23 protein-coding genes and 5 pseudogenes are annotated in these 19684 nt (G+C 47.7%); 22 read left to right on the top strand and 6 right to left on the bottom strand.

The window, feature by feature from the left end:
* Window positions 1-261: 261 nt before the first annotated feature.
* Window positions 262-555 (bottom strand): helix-turn-helix transcriptional regulator, encoded by a 294-nt coding sequence (locus V7K25_RS28255; RefSeq protein ID WP_335162751.1) that lies wholly within the window; start codon window positions 553-555, stop codon window positions 262-264.
* A gap of 1052 nt (window positions 556-1607) precedes the next feature.
* On the opposite strand from V7K25_RS28255, the gene V7K25_RS28250 reads away from it, so the two are divergent.
* Genes V7K25_RS28250 through V7K25_RS28230 form a run of 5 tightly spaced genes read left to right on the top strand, consistent with a single transcriptional unit; the run spans window position 1608 to window position 4046 of the window.
* The gene (locus V7K25_RS28250; protein ID WP_335162749.1) at window positions 1608-2360 is read left to right on the top strand and encodes a DNA polymerase III subunit beta; all 753 of its coding nucleotides are present in this window, start codon (window positions 1608-1610) and stop codon (window positions 2358-2360) included.
* Window positions 2336-2539: an element excision factor XisH family protein gene (locus tag V7K25_RS28245; RefSeq protein ID WP_335162753.1), complete on the top strand. Its 204-nt coding sequence runs from the start codon at window positions 2336-2338 to the stop codon at window positions 2537-2539. The genes V7K25_RS28250 and V7K25_RS28245 overlap by 25 nt, the downstream gene beginning before the upstream one ends.
* Window positions 2527-2649 (top strand): hypothetical protein, encoded by a 123-nt coding sequence (locus V7K25_RS28240; RefSeq protein ID WP_335162747.1) that lies wholly within the window; start codon window positions 2527-2529, stop codon window positions 2647-2649. The genes V7K25_RS28245 and V7K25_RS28240 overlap by 13 nt, the downstream gene beginning before the upstream one ends.
* A gap of 51 nt (window positions 2650-2700) precedes the next feature.
* Window positions 2701-3543 carry a hypothetical protein gene (locus V7K25_RS28235; protein WP_335162745.1) on the top strand — a complete coding sequence of 281 codons (843 nt, stop codon included), beginning with the start codon at window positions 2701-2703 and terminating at the stop codon, window positions 3541-3543.
* The gene (locus V7K25_RS28230) at window positions 3540-4046 is read left to right on the top strand and encodes a DNA polymerase III subunit delta (protein ID WP_335162743.1); all 507 of its coding nucleotides are present in this window, start codon (window positions 3540-3542) and stop codon (window positions 4044-4046) included. Before V7K25_RS28235 ends, V7K25_RS28230 begins: the two co-directional genes overlap by 4 nt.
* Window positions 4047-4303: 257 nt before the next feature.
* Here V7K25_RS28230 and V7K25_RS28225 read toward each other — a convergent pair whose 3' ends face one another.
* Together V7K25_RS28225 and V7K25_RS28220 are read right to left on the bottom strand one after the other, a co-directional pair.
* Window positions 4304-4513 (bottom strand): hypothetical protein, encoded by a 210-nt coding sequence (locus V7K25_RS28225; RefSeq protein WP_292793959.1) that lies wholly within the window; start codon window positions 4511-4513, stop codon window positions 4304-4306.
* Between the two features lie 344 nt (window positions 4514-4857).
* A complete protein-coding gene (locus V7K25_RS28220; protein WP_335162741.1) occupies window positions 4858-5124 on the bottom strand; it encodes a hypothetical protein in 267 nt (88 codons plus the stop codon).
* A gap of 437 nt (window positions 5125-5561) precedes the next feature.
* Here V7K25_RS28220 and V7K25_RS28215 point away from each other — a divergent pair, with 437 nt between their 5' ends.
* Complete coding sequence (locus tag V7K25_RS28215) at window positions 5562-5858, top strand: hypothetical protein (RefSeq protein ID WP_335162739.1); 297 nt, start codon at window positions 5562-5564, stop codon at window positions 5856-5858.
* A 112-nt stretch (window positions 5859-5970) separates the two neighbouring features.
* On the opposite strand, the gene V7K25_RS28210 is transcribed toward V7K25_RS28215, so the two are convergent.
* The gene (locus tag V7K25_RS28210) at window positions 5971-6954 is read right to left on the bottom strand and encodes an AraC family transcriptional regulator (protein ID WP_334791553.1); all 984 of its coding nucleotides are present in this window, start codon (window positions 6952-6954) and stop codon (window positions 5971-5973) included.
* Between the two features lie 182 nt (window positions 6955-7136).
* Here V7K25_RS28210 and V7K25_RS28205 point away from each other — a divergent pair, with 182 nt between their 5' ends.
* From V7K25_RS28205 to V7K25_RS28160, 11 genes are all read left to right on the top strand, one after another.
* Window positions 7137-7574: a (R)-mandelonitrile lyase gene (locus V7K25_RS28205; RefSeq protein WP_335162737.1), complete on the top strand. Its 438-nt coding sequence runs from the start codon at window positions 7137-7139 to the stop codon at window positions 7572-7574.
* A 17-nt stretch (window positions 7575-7591) separates the two neighbouring features.
* A complete protein-coding gene (locus V7K25_RS28200; RefSeq protein WP_292793971.1) occupies window positions 7592-8650 on the top strand; it encodes an NAD(P)-dependent alcohol dehydrogenase in 1059 nt (352 codons plus the stop codon).
* Window positions 8651-8677: 27 nt separating this feature from the next.
* Window positions 8678-9205: a hypothetical protein gene (locus tag V7K25_RS28195; RefSeq protein WP_335162735.1), complete on the top strand. Its 528-nt coding sequence runs from the start codon at window positions 8678-8680 to the stop codon at window positions 9203-9205.
* Window positions 9198-9434: an aldo/keto reductase gene (locus V7K25_RS28190; RefSeq protein WP_335162733.1), complete on the top strand. Its 237-nt coding sequence runs from the start codon at window positions 9198-9200 to the stop codon at window positions 9432-9434. The genes V7K25_RS28195 and V7K25_RS28190 overlap by 8 nt, the downstream gene beginning before the upstream one ends.
* Window positions 9338-9586 carry an aldo/keto reductase gene (locus tag V7K25_RS31735; protein WP_442948125.1) on the top strand — a complete coding sequence of 83 codons (249 nt, stop codon included), beginning with the start codon at window positions 9338-9340 and terminating at the stop codon, window positions 9584-9586. Before V7K25_RS28190 ends, V7K25_RS31735 begins: the two co-directional genes overlap by 97 nt.
* Window positions 9526-9783, top strand: a complete 258-nt coding sequence (locus V7K25_RS28185) for an aldo/keto reductase (RefSeq protein WP_335162731.1) — start codon at window positions 9526-9528, stop codon at window positions 9781-9783. The genes V7K25_RS31735 and V7K25_RS28185 overlap by 61 nt, the downstream gene beginning before the upstream one ends.
* 31 nt (window positions 9784-9814) lie before the next feature.
* Entirely contained in the window at window positions 9815-10798 is a 984-nt protein-coding gene (locus V7K25_RS28180; RefSeq protein ID WP_335162729.1) for an aldo/keto reductase, read from the top strand.
* A 46-nt stretch (window positions 10799-10844) separates the two neighbouring features.
* The gene (locus tag V7K25_RS28175) at window positions 10845-11633 is read left to right on the top strand and encodes a carboxymuconolactone decarboxylase family protein (RefSeq protein ID WP_292793986.1); all 789 of its coding nucleotides are present in this window, start codon (window positions 10845-10847) and stop codon (window positions 11631-11633) included.
* 31 nt (window positions 11634-11664) lie between these two features.
* Window positions 11665-13284, top strand: a complete 1620-nt coding sequence (locus V7K25_RS28170; RefSeq protein WP_335162727.1) for a Na+/H+ antiporter — start codon at window positions 11665-11667, stop codon at window positions 13282-13284.
* Window positions 13285-13337: 53 nt separating this feature from the next.
* Window positions 13338-14345, top strand: coding sequence for an aldo/keto reductase (locus tag V7K25_RS28165; protein WP_292793990.1), 1008 nt, complete (start codon window positions 13338-13340; stop codon window positions 14343-14345).
* 301 nt (window positions 14346-14646) lie between these two features.
* Entirely contained in the window at window positions 14647-14829 is a 183-nt protein-coding gene (locus V7K25_RS28160; protein WP_292793993.1) for a carboxymuconolactone decarboxylase family protein, read from the top strand.
* A 4-nt stretch (window positions 14830-14833) separates the two neighbouring features.
* Here V7K25_RS28160 and V7K25_RS28155 read toward each other — a convergent pair.
* Window positions 14834-16142, bottom strand: a pseudogene (locus V7K25_RS28155) (transposase).
* Between the two features lie 104 nt (window positions 16143-16246).
* Here V7K25_RS28155 and V7K25_RS28150 point away from each other — a divergent pair.
* The 5 genes and pseudogenes from V7K25_RS28150 to V7K25_RS28130 all read left to right on the top strand — a co-directional run.
* Window positions 16247-16926 (top strand): annotated as a pseudogene (locus V7K25_RS28150) (xanthine dehydrogenase family protein molybdopterin-binding subunit); the annotation flags it as partial.
* A 12-nt stretch (window positions 16927-16938) separates the two neighbouring features.
* Entirely contained in the window at window positions 16939-17163 is a 225-nt protein-coding gene (locus V7K25_RS28145; RefSeq protein WP_442948126.1) for a hypothetical protein, read from the top strand.
* Window positions 17164-17508 carry a formylglycine-generating enzyme family protein gene (locus tag V7K25_RS31730; RefSeq protein ID WP_442948124.1) on the top strand — a complete coding sequence of 115 codons (345 nt, stop codon included), beginning with the start codon at window positions 17164-17166 and terminating at the stop codon, window positions 17506-17508.
* Between the two features lie 93 nt (window positions 17509-17601).
* Window positions 17602-17988, top strand: a pseudogene (locus V7K25_RS28135) (IS1 family transposase); the annotation flags it as partial.
* Between the two features lie 49 nt (window positions 17989-18037).
* Window positions 18038-18343 (top strand): annotated as a pseudogene (locus V7K25_RS28130) (radical SAM protein); the annotation flags it as partial.
* Between the two features lie 671 nt (window positions 18344-19014).
* On the opposite strand, the pseudogene V7K25_RS28120 reads toward V7K25_RS28130, so the two are convergent.
* Window positions 19015-19684: pseudogene (locus tag V7K25_RS28120) on the bottom strand (geranylgeranyl reductase); the annotation flags it as partial.

Raw genomic sequence — 19684 nt, 5'->3', positions numbered from 1 at the left:
CGTAAACGGTGCTGCTAGCTTTCATCCCCTGCCTGAAGTACGAAATACGCAACTACGTTGCTGTTTCTCAGGGGTTTTCAGCATCTCCCTTATAAGTGATTAACCGGACTTGATATGAGTAGCAGTCGATGTTGTTGGCAAATCTGCTACAAGCAGGATTACGTACACGATCGCGCACAGACAAGGCTTCACAGAGATGTGAAGCCCAGAAATTTCTCTTTTGCGTCTTTGTTGATTAGCTGTTTTGCCGGACAGTGAACTTCAGCGACCAACGTGTTCTCGCCTCCAACGTCCAGGACTGTCGCCCACAACCTGATGGAAGGTTCGGGTGAATGCAGCTTGATCGGAGAAACCCGATTGCAGCGCGACATCGATTAAAGGAGTGCGAGTCTGGATGAGAAGTTCCTTGGAACGATCAATGCGGCGTTCGATGAGCCAACGGTGAGCCGAAACACCAAAGCTCACTTTGAACGACCGTGCGAAATGACTCACAGACATTTGGCATTCCTGAGCAACTCTAGCGAGATGGACATTCCCATCAAGGTGTTCTAGCAAAAGTTCGGTGGCCCGACGCTTTTGCCATGGGGCAAGCCCTCGCGGCGAGACTTCTGGTAGACGAGACAACCCGCCGTACTTCTGGAGCAGATGTGCACCGAAGATCAGACTGAACTGATCGAGAGCGAGGGAACTAGGCCAATCTTGCGACCCAATGAATGGCAGAACGTTCTTGGTCATCTGTGCGATGACCAGATCATCCTCACAAATCACAAATTTATAGCTTCCAATCGGCTGGATGTTGTGATCTCGTGCGATTTCGTCGAGACCCTCTCGAGGTACGTGGTAGTGAACATAGTCGAAACCGCAATCAACGAAGCACACAGGTTTCGATTGCAGATCGATAATGCTTGTCCGGTACGCAGGTATGTATGGAACCGCAATCTCGCGGTCGTCTATACAAAGTTCATAGCTGTGTAAGGGAACGGGCTTGATCGCAACGGATACGTGAATTGCGGGTTCTTCAGGAATAGGGTTCGAGGTGCCAGGCAGCCCAACGTCCGAGTGGAGTCGTGTAATAGCGAACGTACTTTGCTGTGACCAAGCCAGGGTCGCAGTTTCGCTATCACTCTGATGGTAATAAGACGCAAGTGTTTCTCCAAAGGCCCCTTTAGCTTCGGCTCCATTCATCGAGACTCTCCTGACGGACTCATAATTCTCCAGACAAGATAACCGATCGTCTCGTTTATAATAGGGCGTGTGACGACTGCTGTCTAGTGAGGGGAGCAATGCAATTTTGTCAGGTCGGGGTAAACAAGGTGCAATGCCAACTCTTGGAGAGGTTTGTCTGCGACACGCTCTTGCTAGCTTGCTTCCACGTTCGTGGAGCGTGCCGTAGACAAGTGGTACGCCAACGGCGGGTGTAGCCATCGCTAAAAATCAAATCTAAGTACAAGTGATTTTCTTGACAGCAAGCATATTATTTTACATGATAATTAATCTTGATGAGATATCTCAAAAAGATTACTAGCAAGTCATTTGACGATTATTTATAAAAATATCTACAATAGTCTTTGATACTTGGTATCAATTACAGCAAAAATAAATTAGGTTTGAAAGGTCTAATTTATGCTGTAAGCACTGATGAAAATAAATATATCTTGACCGGAGTTCATATCCAGCTTACACAGGAGAAGTTAAAGTTTATTGGTACTGATGGGCATCAAGTCGCAACCACTGAACTTTCAACTCAAGGAATTGGTAGAAAACCCGGCAAACAAGTAGAATCTGAAGAGATAATCCAATTTCCTATTCCCGGTCGAGTCCTCAAGGAACTAGCGCGGAACTTGGATGATTCTGTCGAATTCATTAATCTGTTGTATGATGCTCAAAGTAATCGCTTGGGTTTTGCTTGGCAAGATATTATCCTCAGATGTCAATGTTTGGAAGGAACTTACCCTGACTGCGAACAGCTATTGGCAAGATTTAGCTTTGACCGAGAAGTAATCCTAGAAAAAGCATTCTTAGTCAAAGCACTGGAACGGTTAGCTGTGTTAACAGATAAAAAAGAGAAAGGTATTTACTTACAATTTGATGGAAGTTTGCAGCAGCTACGACTATCAATTGAACGGGAGTTTGGCAAAGGCGATCAGGTTATTGCTGCTCATCTACCATCAGAAATGTCATTGAATATTCAGTTTAACCTCAAGTATTTAGTAAAAGCAGCCAAAGCAATTCCTAGTTCCGCTATCAAAATGCACTTGCAACAATCAGATCATCCTGCCATGTTGGTTCCTTATGGAGATAGACCAAATCCAGAACTGCAAATGTCTATGCGTCAATTTCGGCGCTGGGACAATACATAGTCTATCGGAAACTCATTCAACTTACAGAGCCGGAATATAAGCTTTATTTAGCTGTTGATGATGTTGTCTATGAGAACTTTTTTCAACGTAAATCTGTACAAGCAGTCATCAATGAAAATCACCTGCTGTTAATAGTTGTAAATACAGAAAAGGAGGAAATTCGGCAATGGATAAGCTAGAACAATACCGCAATGCTATCAAGAAGATATTGACTGAGTATTACGAAACTACTAATACTCAAGTTATAAAAGATACGGAAGTTCAAGTAAGCGATCGCATTAGCTTCTGATCTATTGATGATGAGGCACTAACAGCGATCGCACGCCTGGGCGATGGTGGATTGCGGGATGCACTGCAATTACTGGGTCAGGTGAGTCTTTTAGATGAAGATATCACTGCCAATCATGTCATGGAAATTGCTGGTGGTGTTACAGAAACAGAATTAATGTCAATTTTACAGGCAATATCCACCAACAACACCTTTAACTTGCTGCAAGTAGCAAGACTTTTAGTGGACTCTGGTAAAACGCCCAAATTGATTCTCTCTAACTTACTGCAAACATACCGAGACTTACTGATTATCAAGTCTGCACCCAAAGAGCAATCCCTGCTAACTGGTTGTGTTAGCTATGCTCAACTCAAGGTTTTAGCAAATCACTGGAATTTCGAGACGCTGAATTTGTCCCTAACAGAGTTACAAAAAGCAGAAAACTATCTTCGGTACACAGTAAATACTGCTGTATGGCTAGAAGTTTGCTTACTGAACCTGATACCCAGTTTCTTGCCTGTCTGTGCAACCAAGATGCTAACTGCTAAACCTGTGCATGACGGCAAGTTGCTACCGACAGTTGGAGTATACACCACAAACAAGGTGACAGCTAAACCTGTAGATGACAAATTGTTACCAACAGTTGCACCCCAGACTACTAAACTGGCTCAAATTTGGCAGCAGGTGATGGATATAGCTAAACCCAGCAATCAAAAGCTGTTGGCTCATGCTCATCTTGTTAAATTGCAAGGTGACAAGGCAATTTTAGAGGTTACACCAGCTTACCTGAATAAGTTTGAGAGTAGTAAAGAGGCGATCGCTAAAATGCTGCAACGAGCTACCCAAAGTCAACAACCAATGACTGTGTTAATTAAAACTGCCAACAAGAGCCGTAATGGGAGGGTAAAAGCATGATTGTATTGCTCACAGGTGACGATCAACACGCTATTCAGGAACAGCTAAACCAATATAAAGCAGAGATTGATGCTCAATGGCTCACACTTTGCTATCACCGATTTCCAGCCGATCACCTTGACCGAGCCATCAGCGTAGCTCGCACTCGTTCCTTCACTGGTGGTAAAAAACTGGTGATTGTGGAAAATTGCCACCTCAAGCAGTGGGGTGATACTGAGTTGTCAACTTTGCAGCAGCTTGTTCAAGTGCCTGAATTCACAATTCTGGTGTTTGTCGCCACCAATCTAGATAAGCGCCTGAAGATTTACAAACATATTGTCAAGTATGCCAAGTTGTTTGAGTTTCCATTAATACCAGTTTGGCGTACTGATTTGATTGAAAAGGCGTTAGCGAAGCTCGCCGCAGGCATCGCTACTCAGGCTAAAAAAATCAAGCTAGTGCTGTCAACTGTCACGCTCGGAAGCATTAATGGTGATTGTTGCTACTCTCCTAACGCAGTTTAGAACTTGGCTGTGGGTTAAGTCTGCAATTGTTTCTGGAGTTAAGAAAGATACTGCATAAAAATAAAAATCTCTATTTTTTAAAATTGAAATTTTTCAATAGATTGACCTTTCGTTCCCCTTTAATAAGCTCTGCATGACGGCTATAGATCATAATCTTATCGTTGCCATTTCCTGCCTTATAATCATCCACAAGTCTTTTCCAATTTAAAATAATAATATTATTTGAGGATTTATTTTGTAAACCAATTAAATAAAATCTACAAAATCTCATCAATCAGTACTGTACCACCGTCACAAAAGTCTATGCCGAGATGAAAATCTTCAAGCAGGGCAGTTCCAATCAATGGACGACGACCTATTCCTAGAACTATAACCTCACGCTCTATACCATTCCACACAACTGTTACACGATAAGCAAAGGCTGCAATACTGGAATCATCGGCAAGGTTGGCATCAATTCGAGCCACATAGGGGAGTTGAAGCTCATTAACGACCGCAATTGGCAGGGTCACGTCGCTTCGCTCCGAATTCAAAATTCAAAATTCAAAATTTAAGAAATAATTTTGAATTAATAAATTTAGGTTTCAAGCACCATTATTCGTTTATTGAGAAGGAAAAAGATTTTTTACGAGACACGTAGTGCGAGGAAAAGGTGTCCTTTTCTCAAGTCCCTAAATTTATTTATGCTCTGTCTTAATTTTGAATTTTGAATTCATAATTTTGAATTCCCCGAAGGGGTTGACCGTCCTGGAGGACGAAGTATTACACTCATTCGAGCTTGTAGCCCGACCACAGTACCGTGTATCACTTACTACTCTGTCCTAATTAATGTCCCACCAATGGCATAGACAGCATTAAACCCAATCCGTGCCGCCCAAATTGGCGCATCCGATTGTTTAGCTTGTAATCGACGACTCGTTATTAACAAATCATCCCCAATTTCATAGTCACCGGTTTCAACATTAATTGAAATAATTTTGCCAATATTTTCTGCTGTCTCAATTTGAGTACGGAGATTTTCATAATGTTTTTTGCCCCGTCGAGTAATTTCTTCGCCGCTAAGTTTAGGGTAAACCATAGCCATTCTCCGCATTCCGGCGCTAATTATTTGTTATCGATATTCTAAACTAGAATTCCCCATTCAAGCGATCGCCCAACCACGGTTGATCTGTCTACTCAATCTTTGTCTATGAAAGATGGGCGATCGCAATTCTCAAACGAAGGATGCTCCCGCTAGCTGTTGCCGAAAAGTGAGAGAGCGATGTCTACGACGGGCTATTCGGCGATCGCACTATGTTTGAGAATTGTGGATGTTGGGTAACATACGTCAGGGCAACCTACGGCAACAGATAGCCTATGCCGCAGAACTCCACCGGGAGCAATGCGATTTTGTTAGATCAGACTTTAATTCTCAGTTAAAGAGCTAGATTCTCAATAAAAACAGTTATTTCACTGCGATCGCACCCCTAAATAGGTGATTTAGCACCTGAATTTTAAGCACCTCACAAAATCGCATTGCTCCCACTCCACCAGCTTAAAGCACTTCAGGCAAAATTTCAAAGGCACATCACAAAGCCAGCTGATGTTGATGCACTCACTGGTATCATTGTTCAACTAGCCCAACCTCAATTAGGGTGCGATCGCGCAAAAACTTATGTCAATTTTATTTCAGAGACAGAGTTTTACTCTAAAATTCAAGCTATTAGAGATGAATTAAGAAAACAACTTGATGATGCTTGTGGACAAAATCAAACCCCAGATAGCGATAAACAAAATTTTTCAATGAAATATGACATAAGCCTGCAACTATAATTAATGCCGCGTTGTGAAAAAAACACAAAAACATTCAGCATACGGTGCGCTACACAGATATGTCTCCACAATGTTTTAACGATTTCTGGCAAATTAGGGCATCTTTAGGAGATCATATTGAACTAGCAGTTTCCCTAGCAGCTTCTCGCAGCCGCTCCACATGGCGCATCGGTGGTGCACCAAAGAGCCGCTTGTACTCCCGGTTGAAGTGCGAGGCATCGTCGTACCCCACTCGATATGCAGCACTGCTAGCGTCAAGGCTTTCCCCCAGCATCAGACGGCGAGCCTCCTGGAGCCGCAATTGCTTCTGGAACTGCAAGGGACTCATTGCAGTGACAGACTTGAAGTGATGGTGAAAGCCCGAAACACTCATTCCCAGCTCTCGTGCGATGTTTTCAATCTTGATCGGTTCGTTAAAGTCTTTACGAAGTCGCTCGACGGCTCTGGCGATGTGGTAGGTGTAGCCACCCAGAACTGCAATATGACGGAGCCGATTACCTTGCTCTCCCATCAAGAGTCGGTAAATGATTTCCCGCTTAATCAGTGGTGCGAGAACATTCGCTTCAGCAGGGGAATCTAGAAGCCTGACAAGCCGCACCACAGCGTCCAACAGATTTGCATTCAACGGACTTACGTCGATCGCTTTCACATCAGCACGGCTGCGCGATGAGGGATACCCTGCCTCGACCATCACTGAGCCAACGAGGGTGGGGTCAAGATCGAGGCGAACGCTAAAGTACGGTTGCGCCTTGGACGCTTCCAGAATTTGGCTAACAATTGGCAGTTCGACCGTAGCAAGCAGATAACGCATCGGGTCGTACTGATAGCGATCGCTGCCCAGAAAAACTTCTTTGCTGCCCTGAGCAATCACACAAAAGGCAGGGATAGAGACACTATGACAGGGTTCCGAAGGCGAGGAGGAGCGGTTGAAGTGCAATCCTTTATGCGGCTCAATTGTCCCATCCTGACGAATAGCCTGTGCAATCCGCTCAGTCAGTTCATCTCTGTGGGCTTGCGCTCTGTCTGCCTCGCGCTTTGCCTGCGGGTCGTTCATAAAATTGATATCGGACTTTTCACTCGTTTTGGCAGCGTTCATTTCTAAGTTTGCAGGATTGTACAACAATCTTAGACGATTGTTTTATTGTTTGTCCTCCAAAATGCCTAAGATGAAGCTAAAGCAATGAAAAATGATTTTGGCTTCTTGTAAGCACTTTAGATTTTTATTGAATAAAAAACTCAGTTTTGATTGGGCAAGAGACTTGCCTGCTAGCCACCAAAATGGCATCAAGTGAAGGAATTAAGAAAATGGACATCAAAAGAAGTGGCTCACAGCCTTCCGCCAAAGGACCGGCTGAGTATTTTACCGGCACTGTCCGCGTTGACCCCCTGTTTGAGGCACACGATCCAGCACGCACGTCTGGTGCCAGTGTCACGTTTGAGCCTGGTGCTAGGACAGCATGGCATACCCACCCCTTGGGACAAACCCTAATCGTGACGGCTGGCTGTGGCCTAGTACAACGCTGGGGCGGCTCGATCGAGCAAATTCGACCGGGGGACGCGATCTGGATCTCGCCGGGTGAGAAGCATTGGCACGGTGCTACAGCAACCACGTCCATGACGCACATCGCCATTCAGGAATGGCTCGACGGCAAGCCCGTGGACTGGATGGAAAAGGTCAGCGACGAACAATACCAGATGCCAAAAGTAGACAAATAGGAGCATCAATATTAATTATGTACAATACGAAAGCTTATTCCGCAGCCAGTGCAACATCACCGCTATCCTCCACCAAGATCAAGCGTCGCGATCCAACTGAACACGACGTGCAGATTGAAATCCTCTTCTGCGGCATCTGCCACTCCGACCTCCATTCGGTGCGTAACGAGTGGAGCAGTATCATGTCCACCGTCTACCCAATTGTACCAGGTCATGAGATCGTCGGCCGCGTCACCAAGGTCGGCTCGGCAGTTACGAAGTACAAGCCCGGCGACCTCGCCGCGGTCGGCTGCCTGGTGGACTCGGACAAGACCTGCCCCCATTGCCAAGCTGGCCTTGAGCAGTTCTGCTCGAACCAGACCCTCACCTTCAACTCCCCGGACAAACACCTCGGAGGTATCACCTATGGTGGCTACTCCGATAGCATTGTCGTCGATGAAGGCTTCGTTCTGCGCGTTCCCACCAACCTCGATCTCCCTGGAGTCGCGCCACTCCTCTGTGCCGGGATTACAACCTACTCCCCCCTGCGCCACTGGGGTGTCACCAAGGGCAAGAAAGTTGGCGTGGTCGGTCTTGGCGGGCTGGGACACATGGGTGTGAAGTTCGCCCGTGCGTTCGGTGCCCACGTCGTCGTCTTCACCACCTCGCCCGATAAAACAGAAGACGCGCTCCGCCTCGGTGCTGACGAAGTGGTGGTCTCCCGCAACACCGATGAAATGCAGAAGCATGCTGGCAGCTTCGATTTCATCCTCGACACCGTCTCCGCCAAGCACGACATCAACGCCTATCTCAACCTGCTCCGCCTCGATGGCAACATTACCCTTGTCGGCGCACCTGAGAAGCCCTTGGACGTGTCGGCATTCAGCCTGATCATGGGTCGCCGCAGTCTCTCCGGCTCTAATATCGGCGGCATCGCCGAAACTCAGGAGATGCTCGACTTTTGCGGTAAGCATAACATCACCGCAGATGTCGAAGTCATCCCCATCCAGAAGGTCAACGAAGCCTACGAGCGACTGCTCAAGTCTGATGTGAAATACCGCTTCTGTATTGATATGGCATCCCTTAAATCTGCATAACTGCGGTGGAACCTTAAAGGAGTAATCATGCAGAAGTGCAAATTTGGCAACAGTGATCTGGAAGTTTCGGCGATCGGGGTCGGCTGTGTAGGACTGAGCTTTGGCTACGGTTCGGCGGTGGACAAGCAGGAGTCAATCTCGCATGGCACAATGGGCGACGCGCCGAAACGGATCAGCAGTGACTATACGGCCTACGTAGCGGAGGACGGCGTCAGCAGGTTCGTGTTCACGTTCGAGGCCATCGGAACTCAATGGGAGATCGAAACGTACAAGCCGTTGACCCGTCGCTTGCAGCAGTGCATTCTCAATCGAATCCAACAATTCGACGCCACGTACTCGCGCTTTTGCCCGGACTCCCTCGTGTATCGGGTTGCCGCCGCCTCTGACGGTGGTTGCTTCGACTTCCCCGACGACTCGGTTGCTCTCTTCGATCTCTATGAACAGCTCCACACGGCTACCGCAGGTGCCGCTCAAAGGAGAAATTATGCAGAAAGTTGTCTTGAACAACGGGTTGGAAATGCCCATTTTGGGATTCGGTGTTTTCCAAATGACTGATCTCGAAGAGTGCGAAAGAAGCGTCTCGGACGCGATTGAAATCGGCTACCGTCTGATTGACACGGCAGCTTCTTACGGCAACGAAGAAGCCGTCGGCAAAGCCATCCAAAAGAGCGGCGTGGCGCGTTCAACATCATTCAGACAGCCTTTGATCGTGGCATCACCTTTTACGACGCGGCGGAGGCTTACGGCCCTCATGAGGTGGAACGGATACTCGGCGAAGGCGTAGCGCCGTTCCGAGACAAGGTTGCGATCGGATCCAAGTCCGGCTGGAACATCGATCTCGAAACGGCAAAAACTACATCTTCCACAACGACGTTTTGCTGTCCATCGCCGGAAAATACGGCAAAAGGGTGGCTCAGGTCATCCTGTGCTGGCTGACGCAACGCGATGTGGCGGCGATTCCCAAGTCGGTTCGCAAGGAACGTATGTCCGAAAACTTCAACGTTTTCGACTTCGAGTTAAGCGCCGACGATATGGATGCAGTTGCGATGTTGGATAGCAAGCAAAGCGCCTTCTTTGACCATCGCGATCCCGCCATCGTAAAAGCGTTGGGTACCAGAAAGATCCATGACTGAGCCGATTTCAAACCAATAAAGGAGAAGTATCATGCAAAAACGTAAACTTGGAAAAAGCAACTTAGAAGTCTCGGCGATCGGGCTGGGCTGCATGGGGCTGAACTATGCATACAGCAATACCCTCAGCAAGCAAGAAAGCATCTCCCTGCTCCAAGCTGCTGTGGAGCGTGGCGTCACCTTCTTTGATACAGCCGAAATGTATGGCCCCTTCACCAATGAAGAATTGCTGGGCGAAGCGCTCAAACCTTACCGCGATCGCGTTGTCATTGCCACGAAATTCGGCATCAAGTTGCAGGACGGTAAGCAGGTGCAGAACAGTCATTCATCAGGAATCAGGGAATCCGTAGAAGGTTCGCTGAAGCGATTAAACACCGACGCGATCGATTTGTACTATCAGCACCGCGTAGATACCCAAGTGCCGATCGAAGACGTAGCCGGAACCATCAAAGACTTGATCGGTGAAGGCAAAATCAAACATTGGGGGCTTTCAGAAGCAGGTGTACAGACCCTGCGTCGGGCACACGCAGTCCAACCAGTAACTGCCGTTCAGAGTGAGTACTCCCTGTGGTGGCGACGGCCGGAAGAAACCTTGTTGCCTGCCCTGGAAGAACTGGGAATCGGTTTTGTGCCGTTTAGTCCTTTGGGTAAAGGCTTCCTGACGGGCAGTATCACTAAGGACGCAAAATTCGACAAATCCGACTTCCGCAGCATCGTTCCTCGGTTTACGCCGGAGGCTCTTGACGCTAACCAGTCCTTGGTGGATTTGTTGAAAGAGGTGGCGAACCAGAAGAAAGCTACAGCAGCGCAAATCGCCCTGTCCTGGATACTGGCGCAAAAACCGTGGATTGTGCCCATTCCCGGCACGACCAAATTGAGCCGCCTGGAAGAAAACGTTGCGGCAGCAGACATCGAACTGACGCAGGAGGAGTTGAAGAGCATCGACGCGGCATTGGTGGAAATTCCAGTGTCAGGCGATCGCTATCCAGAAGAGTTGGAAAAGCGCACGGGATTATAGACAAAATCGCTGACCATAGAATTTTAACCCCAATAAGGAGGTGCGGATGACAAATACACAGCAGCAGGACTCTGTAAGGATAAGTGAAGCGGCACATAAAAACCATGAAGAACTGTTTCCAAACCACAAATCGACCCTGAAAGTAACCGACCCTGAACTGATCGAAGTCTTTGACAACTTCGCCTTCGACGAAGTAATTGCTGAGAGCAAGCTGGATACAAAGACAAGAGTCATGCTGATTCTGGCGTCTATCATCGGCAGCCAGGCAGTAAGCGAATACAGGGTTATGGTGGGCGCTGCGCTCAATGTCGGAGTAACGCCGATTGAAATCAAGGAGATCCTGTATCAGTCGATACCCTACGTGGGTATGGCGAAAGCATTTGATTTCGTCCATGCCACTAATGAAGTGATGTCCAGCAGGGGCATTCAATTACCTTTAGAAGGGCAATCGACCACCAGCCCGGAAACCCGCTACGACAAAGGGCTGACAGTACAAAAAGCCATATTCGGCGAAACGATCGATCAAATGTATGAGCGATCGCCCAAAGACCAGCTACACATTCAAAGGTTTCTGTCTAGCAATTGCTTTGGCGATTATTACACCCGCAATGGCATAGATATAAGCTTCAGGGAGATGATCACATTATCTATTCTCATTGCTCTGGGCGGGGTTGAATCACAGATAAAGGGGCACATTCAAGGCAACCTGAATGTCGGAAACGGCAAAGACATCCTGCTGGATCTGATTACACAATTGTTGCCGTGGGTGGGATATCCCCGAACACTGAATGCTTTGCAATGCTTGAATGAAGTCGTGAATAAACCCAACTCTTAATGACGTTACTCCTCTCTTCAACATCGGCTTCATGCAAGACATCTTCATTCAATATATTTGCCTGATCTTGATCATTCTCGGATTGGTCATGATTGCGAATAAGCTGCGACTGGCTTATCCGATCGTGCTTGTACTGGGCGGACTCGCGCTGAGTTTCATCGCTCCGTTTTCAAATATCACCATTAACCCAGAGCTAGTTTTCCTGATCTTTCTTCCACCCTTGCTGTATGAAGCGGCGTGGCAAGTCTCGTGGAAAGAATTCTGGAAATGGCGAGGGCTAATCATCGGGTTTGCTTTTCCGATCGTCATCTTAACGTCATGCGTAATTGCAGTGGTCTCCAGTGCGCTCATTCCCGGTTTTACTCTAGCGATGGGCTTTCTGTTGGGTGGCATTATCTCACCGCCTGATGCCGTTTCTGCGACGACGATCATGCGGCGGGTCAACGTGCCGAAATCCCTGGTCAGTCTGATTGAAGGCGAAAGCTTGCTTAACGATGCCTCGTCGCTGATTGTGTTTCGTTTCGCGTTGGCGGCAGTTCTCACTGGACAGTTTCAATTTCAAGCAGCAGCCGTCAACTTCGTTTTCGTGATTTTAACGGGAATCGCGATCGGTCTTGTTGTGGGATTGATTTTCTATGGCATTCATCGTTTATTACCTACAACCTCCAGCATCGAAATTGTCTTAACCCTAGTTACGCCTTACTGTATGTATTATGCTGCTGAACACTTTCACTGTTCAGGCGTGCTAGCGGTCGTTAGTGGTGGATTGCTCTTATCCAGCAAGCGCGATCGTTTTCTGAGTTACCAAAGCCGGATTGAAAGCGTAAATGTATGGGCGAATCTGGTCTTTGTCTTAAACGGGCTGATTTTTTTGCTCATCGGACTGGAATTGCCGTTTGTCGTCCGGCAGCTTGGAAACATTAGTTTAGGCAGTGCCGTTGGGTATGGATTAATCATCGCGATCGTGCTGATCGCAACAAGGCTGCTTTGCACACTAGGAACTTCTGTTTTGATGAGAGTCATGAGCCGCTTGATCACGGTGTCAGACCCGAATCCAGGATGGAGAGGCCCGCTGATTTTCGGTTGGGTGGGAATGCGCGGTGTGGTATCGCTGGCATCCGCACTTTCGATCCCGCTCCTCACTCAAGCCGGACAGCCATTTCCCTACCGTGAGCTAATTCTCTTCATCACGTTTATCGTCATTCTCATCACCCTAGTTTTTCAAGGGTTAACGCTTCCTTGGCTGATCCGCACAGTAAACCTCAGAGATAGGTTCACCCTCATTCCTGAGCAAAAGCAGGAGATGATTATTCAAAAGAAATTAGCGCAGGCTTCGCTTCAATTCCTAGAAGAAAAATACAGTGGCGAGCGTGCGCGAAACGAACATCTGGATAATCTGTTCTCCAAGCTCGAAATTAATCTGAAGTTTTTCGATCGCCAACTCGAAGAATCAAACGTTGCTTTGCAAAACTCATTAAAAGACTATCAATCGATTTACCTGGAAGTGCTGGAGCGACGACGAGATTTACTGAGCAAAATGAATCGCCGTGCCGAGTTTGATGAAGCGTTGCTCAGGAAGTATCTTTTATTGACCGACATAGAAGAATTCAGAATCCGGGAGATCGGTGTACAAGAATTCGACACCGAGTGAGAGGAAACGATCGACGGTAAACAATATCAAATCTACATCAAAGGAAAAAAACAATGCAAACGCGCAAACTGGGGAACAGCAACTTAGAAGTCTCAGCGATCGGGCTGGGCTGTATGGGCATGAGCTTTTCCTATGGTCCGCCTAAAGACATACAGGAAATGACCGATCTGCTTCGGGCTGCCATCGATCGCGGCGTGACATTCTTTGACACCGCCGAGGTCTACGGCCCGTTCACAAACGAAGAACTGGTGGGCGAAGCCCTCGCTCCCTTTCGTGGGCAAGTGGTCATTGCCACCAAATTCGGGTTTGATATCAATCCTAATTCCGATCCCCGTGGAATGACGGGTGCGCCCGGATTGAATAGCCGACCGGAGCATATCAAGCAGGCCGTGGAAGGCTCGCTCAAGCGACTCAAGGTTGAGACAATCGACCTGCTCTATCAGCACCGGGTTGACCCGAATGTGCCGATTGAAGACGTGGCAGGAGCGGTGAAAGAACTGATTCAGGCAGGTAAGGTGAAGCACTTTGGACTCTCGGAAGCAGGAGTGCAAACGATCCGTCGCGCCCACGCGGTGCAGCCGGTCACTGCTCTCCAGAGTGAATACTCGCTCTGGACGAGGACTCCTGAAAAGGAAGTGATACCGACCCTTGAGGAACTCGGCATCGGCTTTGTCCCCTACAGCCCTCTGGGTAAGGGCTTTCTCACTGGCAAGATGGACGAAAGCACGACCTTCGACAGTTCCGACTTCCGCAGCACCCTGCCTCGCTTCACAACCGAGGCTCTCAAGGCGAATCAGGCCCTAATTAATCTACTCGGCAGCATTGCAGAACGAAAAGAGGCGACACCTGCTCAGATTGCGATCGCCTGGCTGCTAGCCCAGAAGTCGTGGATCGTGCCGATCCCAGGCACCACGAAGCTGCATCGCTTGGACGAAAACATCGGGGCAGTCTCAGTCGAACTCACGCCTGACGATCTGCGTGACATCGATGATGCCGCCTCTAAGATCGCGGTACAAGGAGCTAGATACCCCGAAAAGCTAGAGCAAATGACCGGTCGTTGAGCCGCAAAAAATGTGTTCTCTGGTTGCATTCCGTAGCTCATTAAGCAAGGCAACACGTGCAAGGCAGATAGCTGGCATCGGGCGGGTGCAGCGCTGGGGGGGGCCGGTCGAGGAGATCCGGACAGGAGATGTCGTCCGGATTCCGCCGGGTGTAAAGCACTGGCACGGAGCCTCGCCAAACACGCCAATGACACACATCGCCATTGTGGAACAGCCCGACGGTAAGAGCACCGACTGGATGGAAAAGGTCAGTGACCAGCAGTACGGTACGCCAGTTCAGGCGCAACGGTCGGCATCCTCTGTGCCTGCACGCTCCGTTCCCGGTGTCAGTGTGCAACCGACGCCGGCTCAAAGAACGATCGGCGACATCGCCCCAAAGTTGGTTGAACTCACTGACAACGTGCTATTTGGCGATGTGTGGGAACGTCCTGAGCTATCAAAGCGCGATCGCAGCCTAGAGAGGCAGTCCAGTAGAAGATATTGACAAATTAAGCAGATTGTGGATTAGTAAGGTGAGAAATTTCTCCAGCATGAGTTTCGGACATACGGGCAAGAACGTGGAGATTGTGGACAACAGCCATGCGTCGGAGGTCAAAAAGGTTTTTACGTAAGCCAATGTAGCGAGCTTGAGCTCCTTGCCACTGAGAAATATGAGCTAAAGTATGTTCAACACTAACGCGCTCACGGAGTTTTGCACGTCCACTCTCAGTAGTTTGACGTTCCCGTAATTCTACAAGTAGAGACTCATCAGGATGAATAGAGATACTACACAGATGCTTCTGGTGTGTTTGCCCTGGTGACACCAACAGCCCTGACCATTTGTAATTCTAAGTCTTTGAGAACATGACGTTTGTAGCCATCAAATTTTTGACTGCGGCTTTTACGCCCATGACGCATATCCTCATCTTCGATGGAAATACGTCTATCCTTGGCCACAGCTTTACGTTCGCGTAGCGTCCCGTAGGGAAGCTTTGGGGAACCATCCGATGTCTCTTCCACATCTTGTGTTTCAATTTGCCTTGCATCTTTGAGACTCTTGTTTACCTGATTCTTTGTTTTGAAGTCCAAATCAGTTTTTTGCTCTACCCAAGACTCAACTGAGTTTAATGCTTGCAATATTGTAGATAGGGCAAGACTGCGAGATTCTGGGTCATCCCAATCTAAATCCAAAGCTGCTTTGAGGCTATTTCCAGTGACGATTTCTGCCCCTGCACTTGCAGCCACATTTGCCAAATCTTGTTGATAATTCTGGGCTATAACTTCTAATGCTTTTCGTAGTGCATGACCCAACAAGTTGTACGTATCTTCAACTCTTGCCGCTCCCCATAGCGGACTTGAATCTAGCGCCACTTTTAACGAACGTGAGTTATAGTCTCCTTGTTTTTGTGCCATATAAATCGTTTTTTCAATTAACCGTCGGTCAAACAACTTTGACATTAAAAGCGCACGAAATCTCACCAGTGTTCCTTTCCCAAAAGGTGGTTGCTCACAATCAAGACAATCTAAAACTAGCTGCCATCGTCTATCGATTTCAATTGCTTCCATTGCCTCGTCATCTGAAACCCCTGTATACGCTTGTAGAATGATTGCTAATGCTAATTGTGCGGGTGGTACTGGGCATAACCCGACGCTACTATCCTTAAAAACCGTTGCTAGTTCTGTTTGAAATTCTGCGTCAAATAATTCGTGACGTATCTGCCTTAAAAATACAAACAGTTTAGCTTTGCGTATACGTTTTGTGACTTTTTCTTCTTTTGCTGACAGTTCTACGGGAGGGTTCCAAACTAACGGACGCATGGTAGCTGCACTCCTGATAACGTGTTCTCCTCTTTTTACACTCTGCAAAAACTGTGCATCTTGTCAACTACTTTTACTGGACTGCCTCTCTAGTCGGTTGGGGAATGGCGACCGGAGTTTGGGGCGCGTTTCAACGACCAGCATCGGCGAGAATTACTTTGAAGTCGGATGGCACCGCGCACGTCGCCAGCGCCACTTCAGACATCGGGCCGGGAACTTACACGGTGATGACTTTGATTGCTGCTGAATATCTCGGTTTGCCCGCCGAAAAGGTAAAATTTGAACTTGGGGACACAAAATTACCGGCCGCTCCAGTGCAGGGTGGTTCATTCACCACAGCGAGCGTCGGCACGGCGATTTATGAATCGGCACAAAACATCAGACGAAAACTGTTGGCTTTGGCTAATAAAGATGTGGCTTCGCCTTTTAAGACGGCGAAAATCGAAGAGGTCGAGATGCTTGACGGAAAGCTGCAAATCAAAGATGATTCGTCGCGATCGATAAATATTTCCGAGTTAATGCGGCGGAACAATCTAAGCGAACTGGTTGACATCCACGAAGCCAAACCCTCGCCGGAAAGGGAAAAATACGCAACCGGGGCGCATGGCGCGCAATTTGTGGAAGTCAAAGTTGACCCGGATGTCGGGACTATCCACGTCACGCGCGCCATTGAAGTGAGTGCCTGCGGCAAGATCATGAATCCGAAGACCTCGCACAGCCAGGAGGCGGCGTGGTGTGGGGTATTGGGATGGCGCTGCAAGAGGCGACTGAAATTGACCACTGTTACGGGCGGATCATGAATCCGAATTTGCAGCACTATCACGTGCCGGTTAATGCCGATATCTTGGAGATCGAAACGATATTCGTTGAGGAGGACGATAAAATCGTCAATCCGCTCGGTGTCAAGGGCATGGGCGAACTCGGCATGGTCGGCATCCCGGCGGCGATCGCCAACGCCGTCTTCCATGCCACAGGCAAGCGCATCAGGGAGTTGCCGATTACGCCGGACAAGTTGCTGTGAGTGAGGTCATTGTGGGAATACGCAGCCCATGCAGGCACCACTACAGCTTATTCTTTCGGCGACAACATCAGTGACTTAGGTCGCTACGCTTGGTACGGCAAAGACTTTGCTAGTGGCGGCACCCACCCCGTCGGTCAAAAACTGTCTAATCCGTGGGGCTTATGCGACGTACATGGTAATGCATGGGAATGGGTGCAAGACTGGTACGGCGAAAACTACTATGCACAAAGCCCATCCACCGACCCTAAAGGATCAGCAAGTGGCAGCCAGCGCATCGTGCGTGGTGGTAGTTGGCATCAAACCGCCGACAGACAGTTGGCGCAGCTCTTTCCGCAAATCCTATGAACCGGATTATCGGGGTATCAGCATCGGTTTTCGCCTAGTTATGGCGGCGGATTAAATAGCTTTTTATCGGCATTCTGCAAGAAGGATTTTGCAGAATTGTACAATAACTTGGATAGCAAGAAAAACGAGGTTTATATCTGGCTAGCAATCGACCGTAATTCTCGAATAATCGTTGGTTGTTTTGTGGGAGATAGAACACGAAAATCAGCCCGTAAATTATGAGATTATTTACCAGATGTTTATCAGCAATGTGCTTTTGCTTATACAGATTTTTGGCAGGTCTACAAAACAGTTATTCCCCATGAGTGTCATCGATCTGTTGGTAAGGAAACGGGTCTAACTAATCATCTTAAAAGGTTGAATAATACCTTCAGATAACGGGCTTCTCGACTGGTAAGAGAAAGCCTATCATTTTCCAAAAAGCTGAACAATCACATTGGGGCAATTTGGTACTTCGTTCATGGCTACAATTCAGAACTAGACAGAATTTTAGGCTTACCACTACTTCCATCTTACTACCAAAGAAATCATGAATTCTGTAGATTATCTTCGGATTAGTTTAATTGACAGTTGTAACTTTCGCTGTAAGTACTGTATGCCAGAGGGGGCAGAACTGGACTATATTTTACGGCAAGATTTTCTCACAGATGAAGAGTTATTCACGCTGCTCAAAAAGGTCTTCATTCCGTTAGGGTTTACCAAATTTCGGTTAACGGGAGGTGAACCACTGCTACGTCGAAATATAGTGGAAATTGTCAGAGCGATCGCAACTCTTCCCCAAACCAAAGACCTCTCAATGACGACAAACGGCTTTTTACTCGCACCATTTTCGCGTGCTGCGGACTTCAGGGGTCATCACGACGCGCAAGGAAGGCACGGCCCTCCTCAACCGCCTACGCAGAGAGGATTTGGAGGAGCGCTTTCCGGGCGTTTTGCAGTCCGTCCTCGCATCGACGGCGGCTGTTCTCGACAAGGGATAGCTGAAACGCGCGTTACGCCCGCACCCGCACCTGTAGAGCGACAGATTATTTGACCACAGCGACAAATAATTTGTCAATTTCTTCAAGCTTGTAACCCATATTCCGCACTTCAATTTGAAATACAAATAAACTACAGTCAATGAAAAGACAAAAAATCAGGATGATTAAAAAAAGATACTCAACGAATCTGATCTTGAAGAGAAATAATCAAAAATAAAATATTTGACATTATCAAATAGTTTATCTAGGCAAGAAAAATTAGAGGAACGATTACCTTCCCCTTCAGATATTTCTTAAGGCCAATACCCTGTGGGTACTTCATTGGAGAACTCGTAGAGTAGCCTACGAGACGCTCCGCGAATGTATCTACATCAATTGCCCCTACAACATGGGTCTATTTACAAATGATAAAAATAATATATTGTAGGGTGGGCATCTTGCCCGCCCTGATTCATGAGCGTGCAGGATGTCCACCCCACAAAATTGAGTAATATATTTGTTGTAATTTCCAGTCCTTTGCACTCAATTAAGGTGCAAGGGCATTACCCCGAATTAGACTACCAATAGTTTTGGCAGTAATTTTCAGTTGGGTGATGGGATTAGCTGGGACAACCGTCTTATACAGATAGCTATCGAATGTTAGCCGTTGTACATCAAGGTCATCGCACATTTCCACAAACGCCTCACGGGTGGCATTGGAACGATAGAACACGCTTTGCAAAATGTCCAGCACCTTGTAAGTGAGTCCGTATCTTTTATCCCAACGCTTCAGGTAAACCTTGAGGTCATCTTCTGTAGGAATACGGCTACCACTATTAGATGTTTCTACAATAGTTTCAGCACACATCCGCCCAGATTTAGCAGCAAAATAAATACCTTCACCAGAGGACTTGGTAACGTAACCAGCAGCATCTCCCACCAAAGCGATGCGACCGACAACACGACGAGGACGGGGATGTTCAGGAATGGGGTGGGCTTCGACTTTAATAATTTTACCGCCTGCCAGTTTCTCGGATGCACGGGCGCGGATACCAGCTTGTAACTGTTTGATGCTGGCTTTATTGATGTGCATCGTACCAGTACCGACAGCTACGTGGTCATGTTTGGGGAAAACCCAAGCGTAGAAATCGGTAGAAACGTCATCACCGACATACATTTCGGCGAGGTCGTTATAGTAGGCCATTTTGTCTTCGGGT

It is taken from the genome of Nostoc sp. (genome assembly GCF_036919495.1).
Classification (GTDB): Bacteria; Cyanobacteriota; Cyanobacteriia; order Cyanobacteriales; family Nostocaceae; genus Nostoc.
The sequence above is the reverse complement of the archived record's forward strand: the minus strand, read 5'-3'. Positions and strand labels throughout refer to the sequence as shown.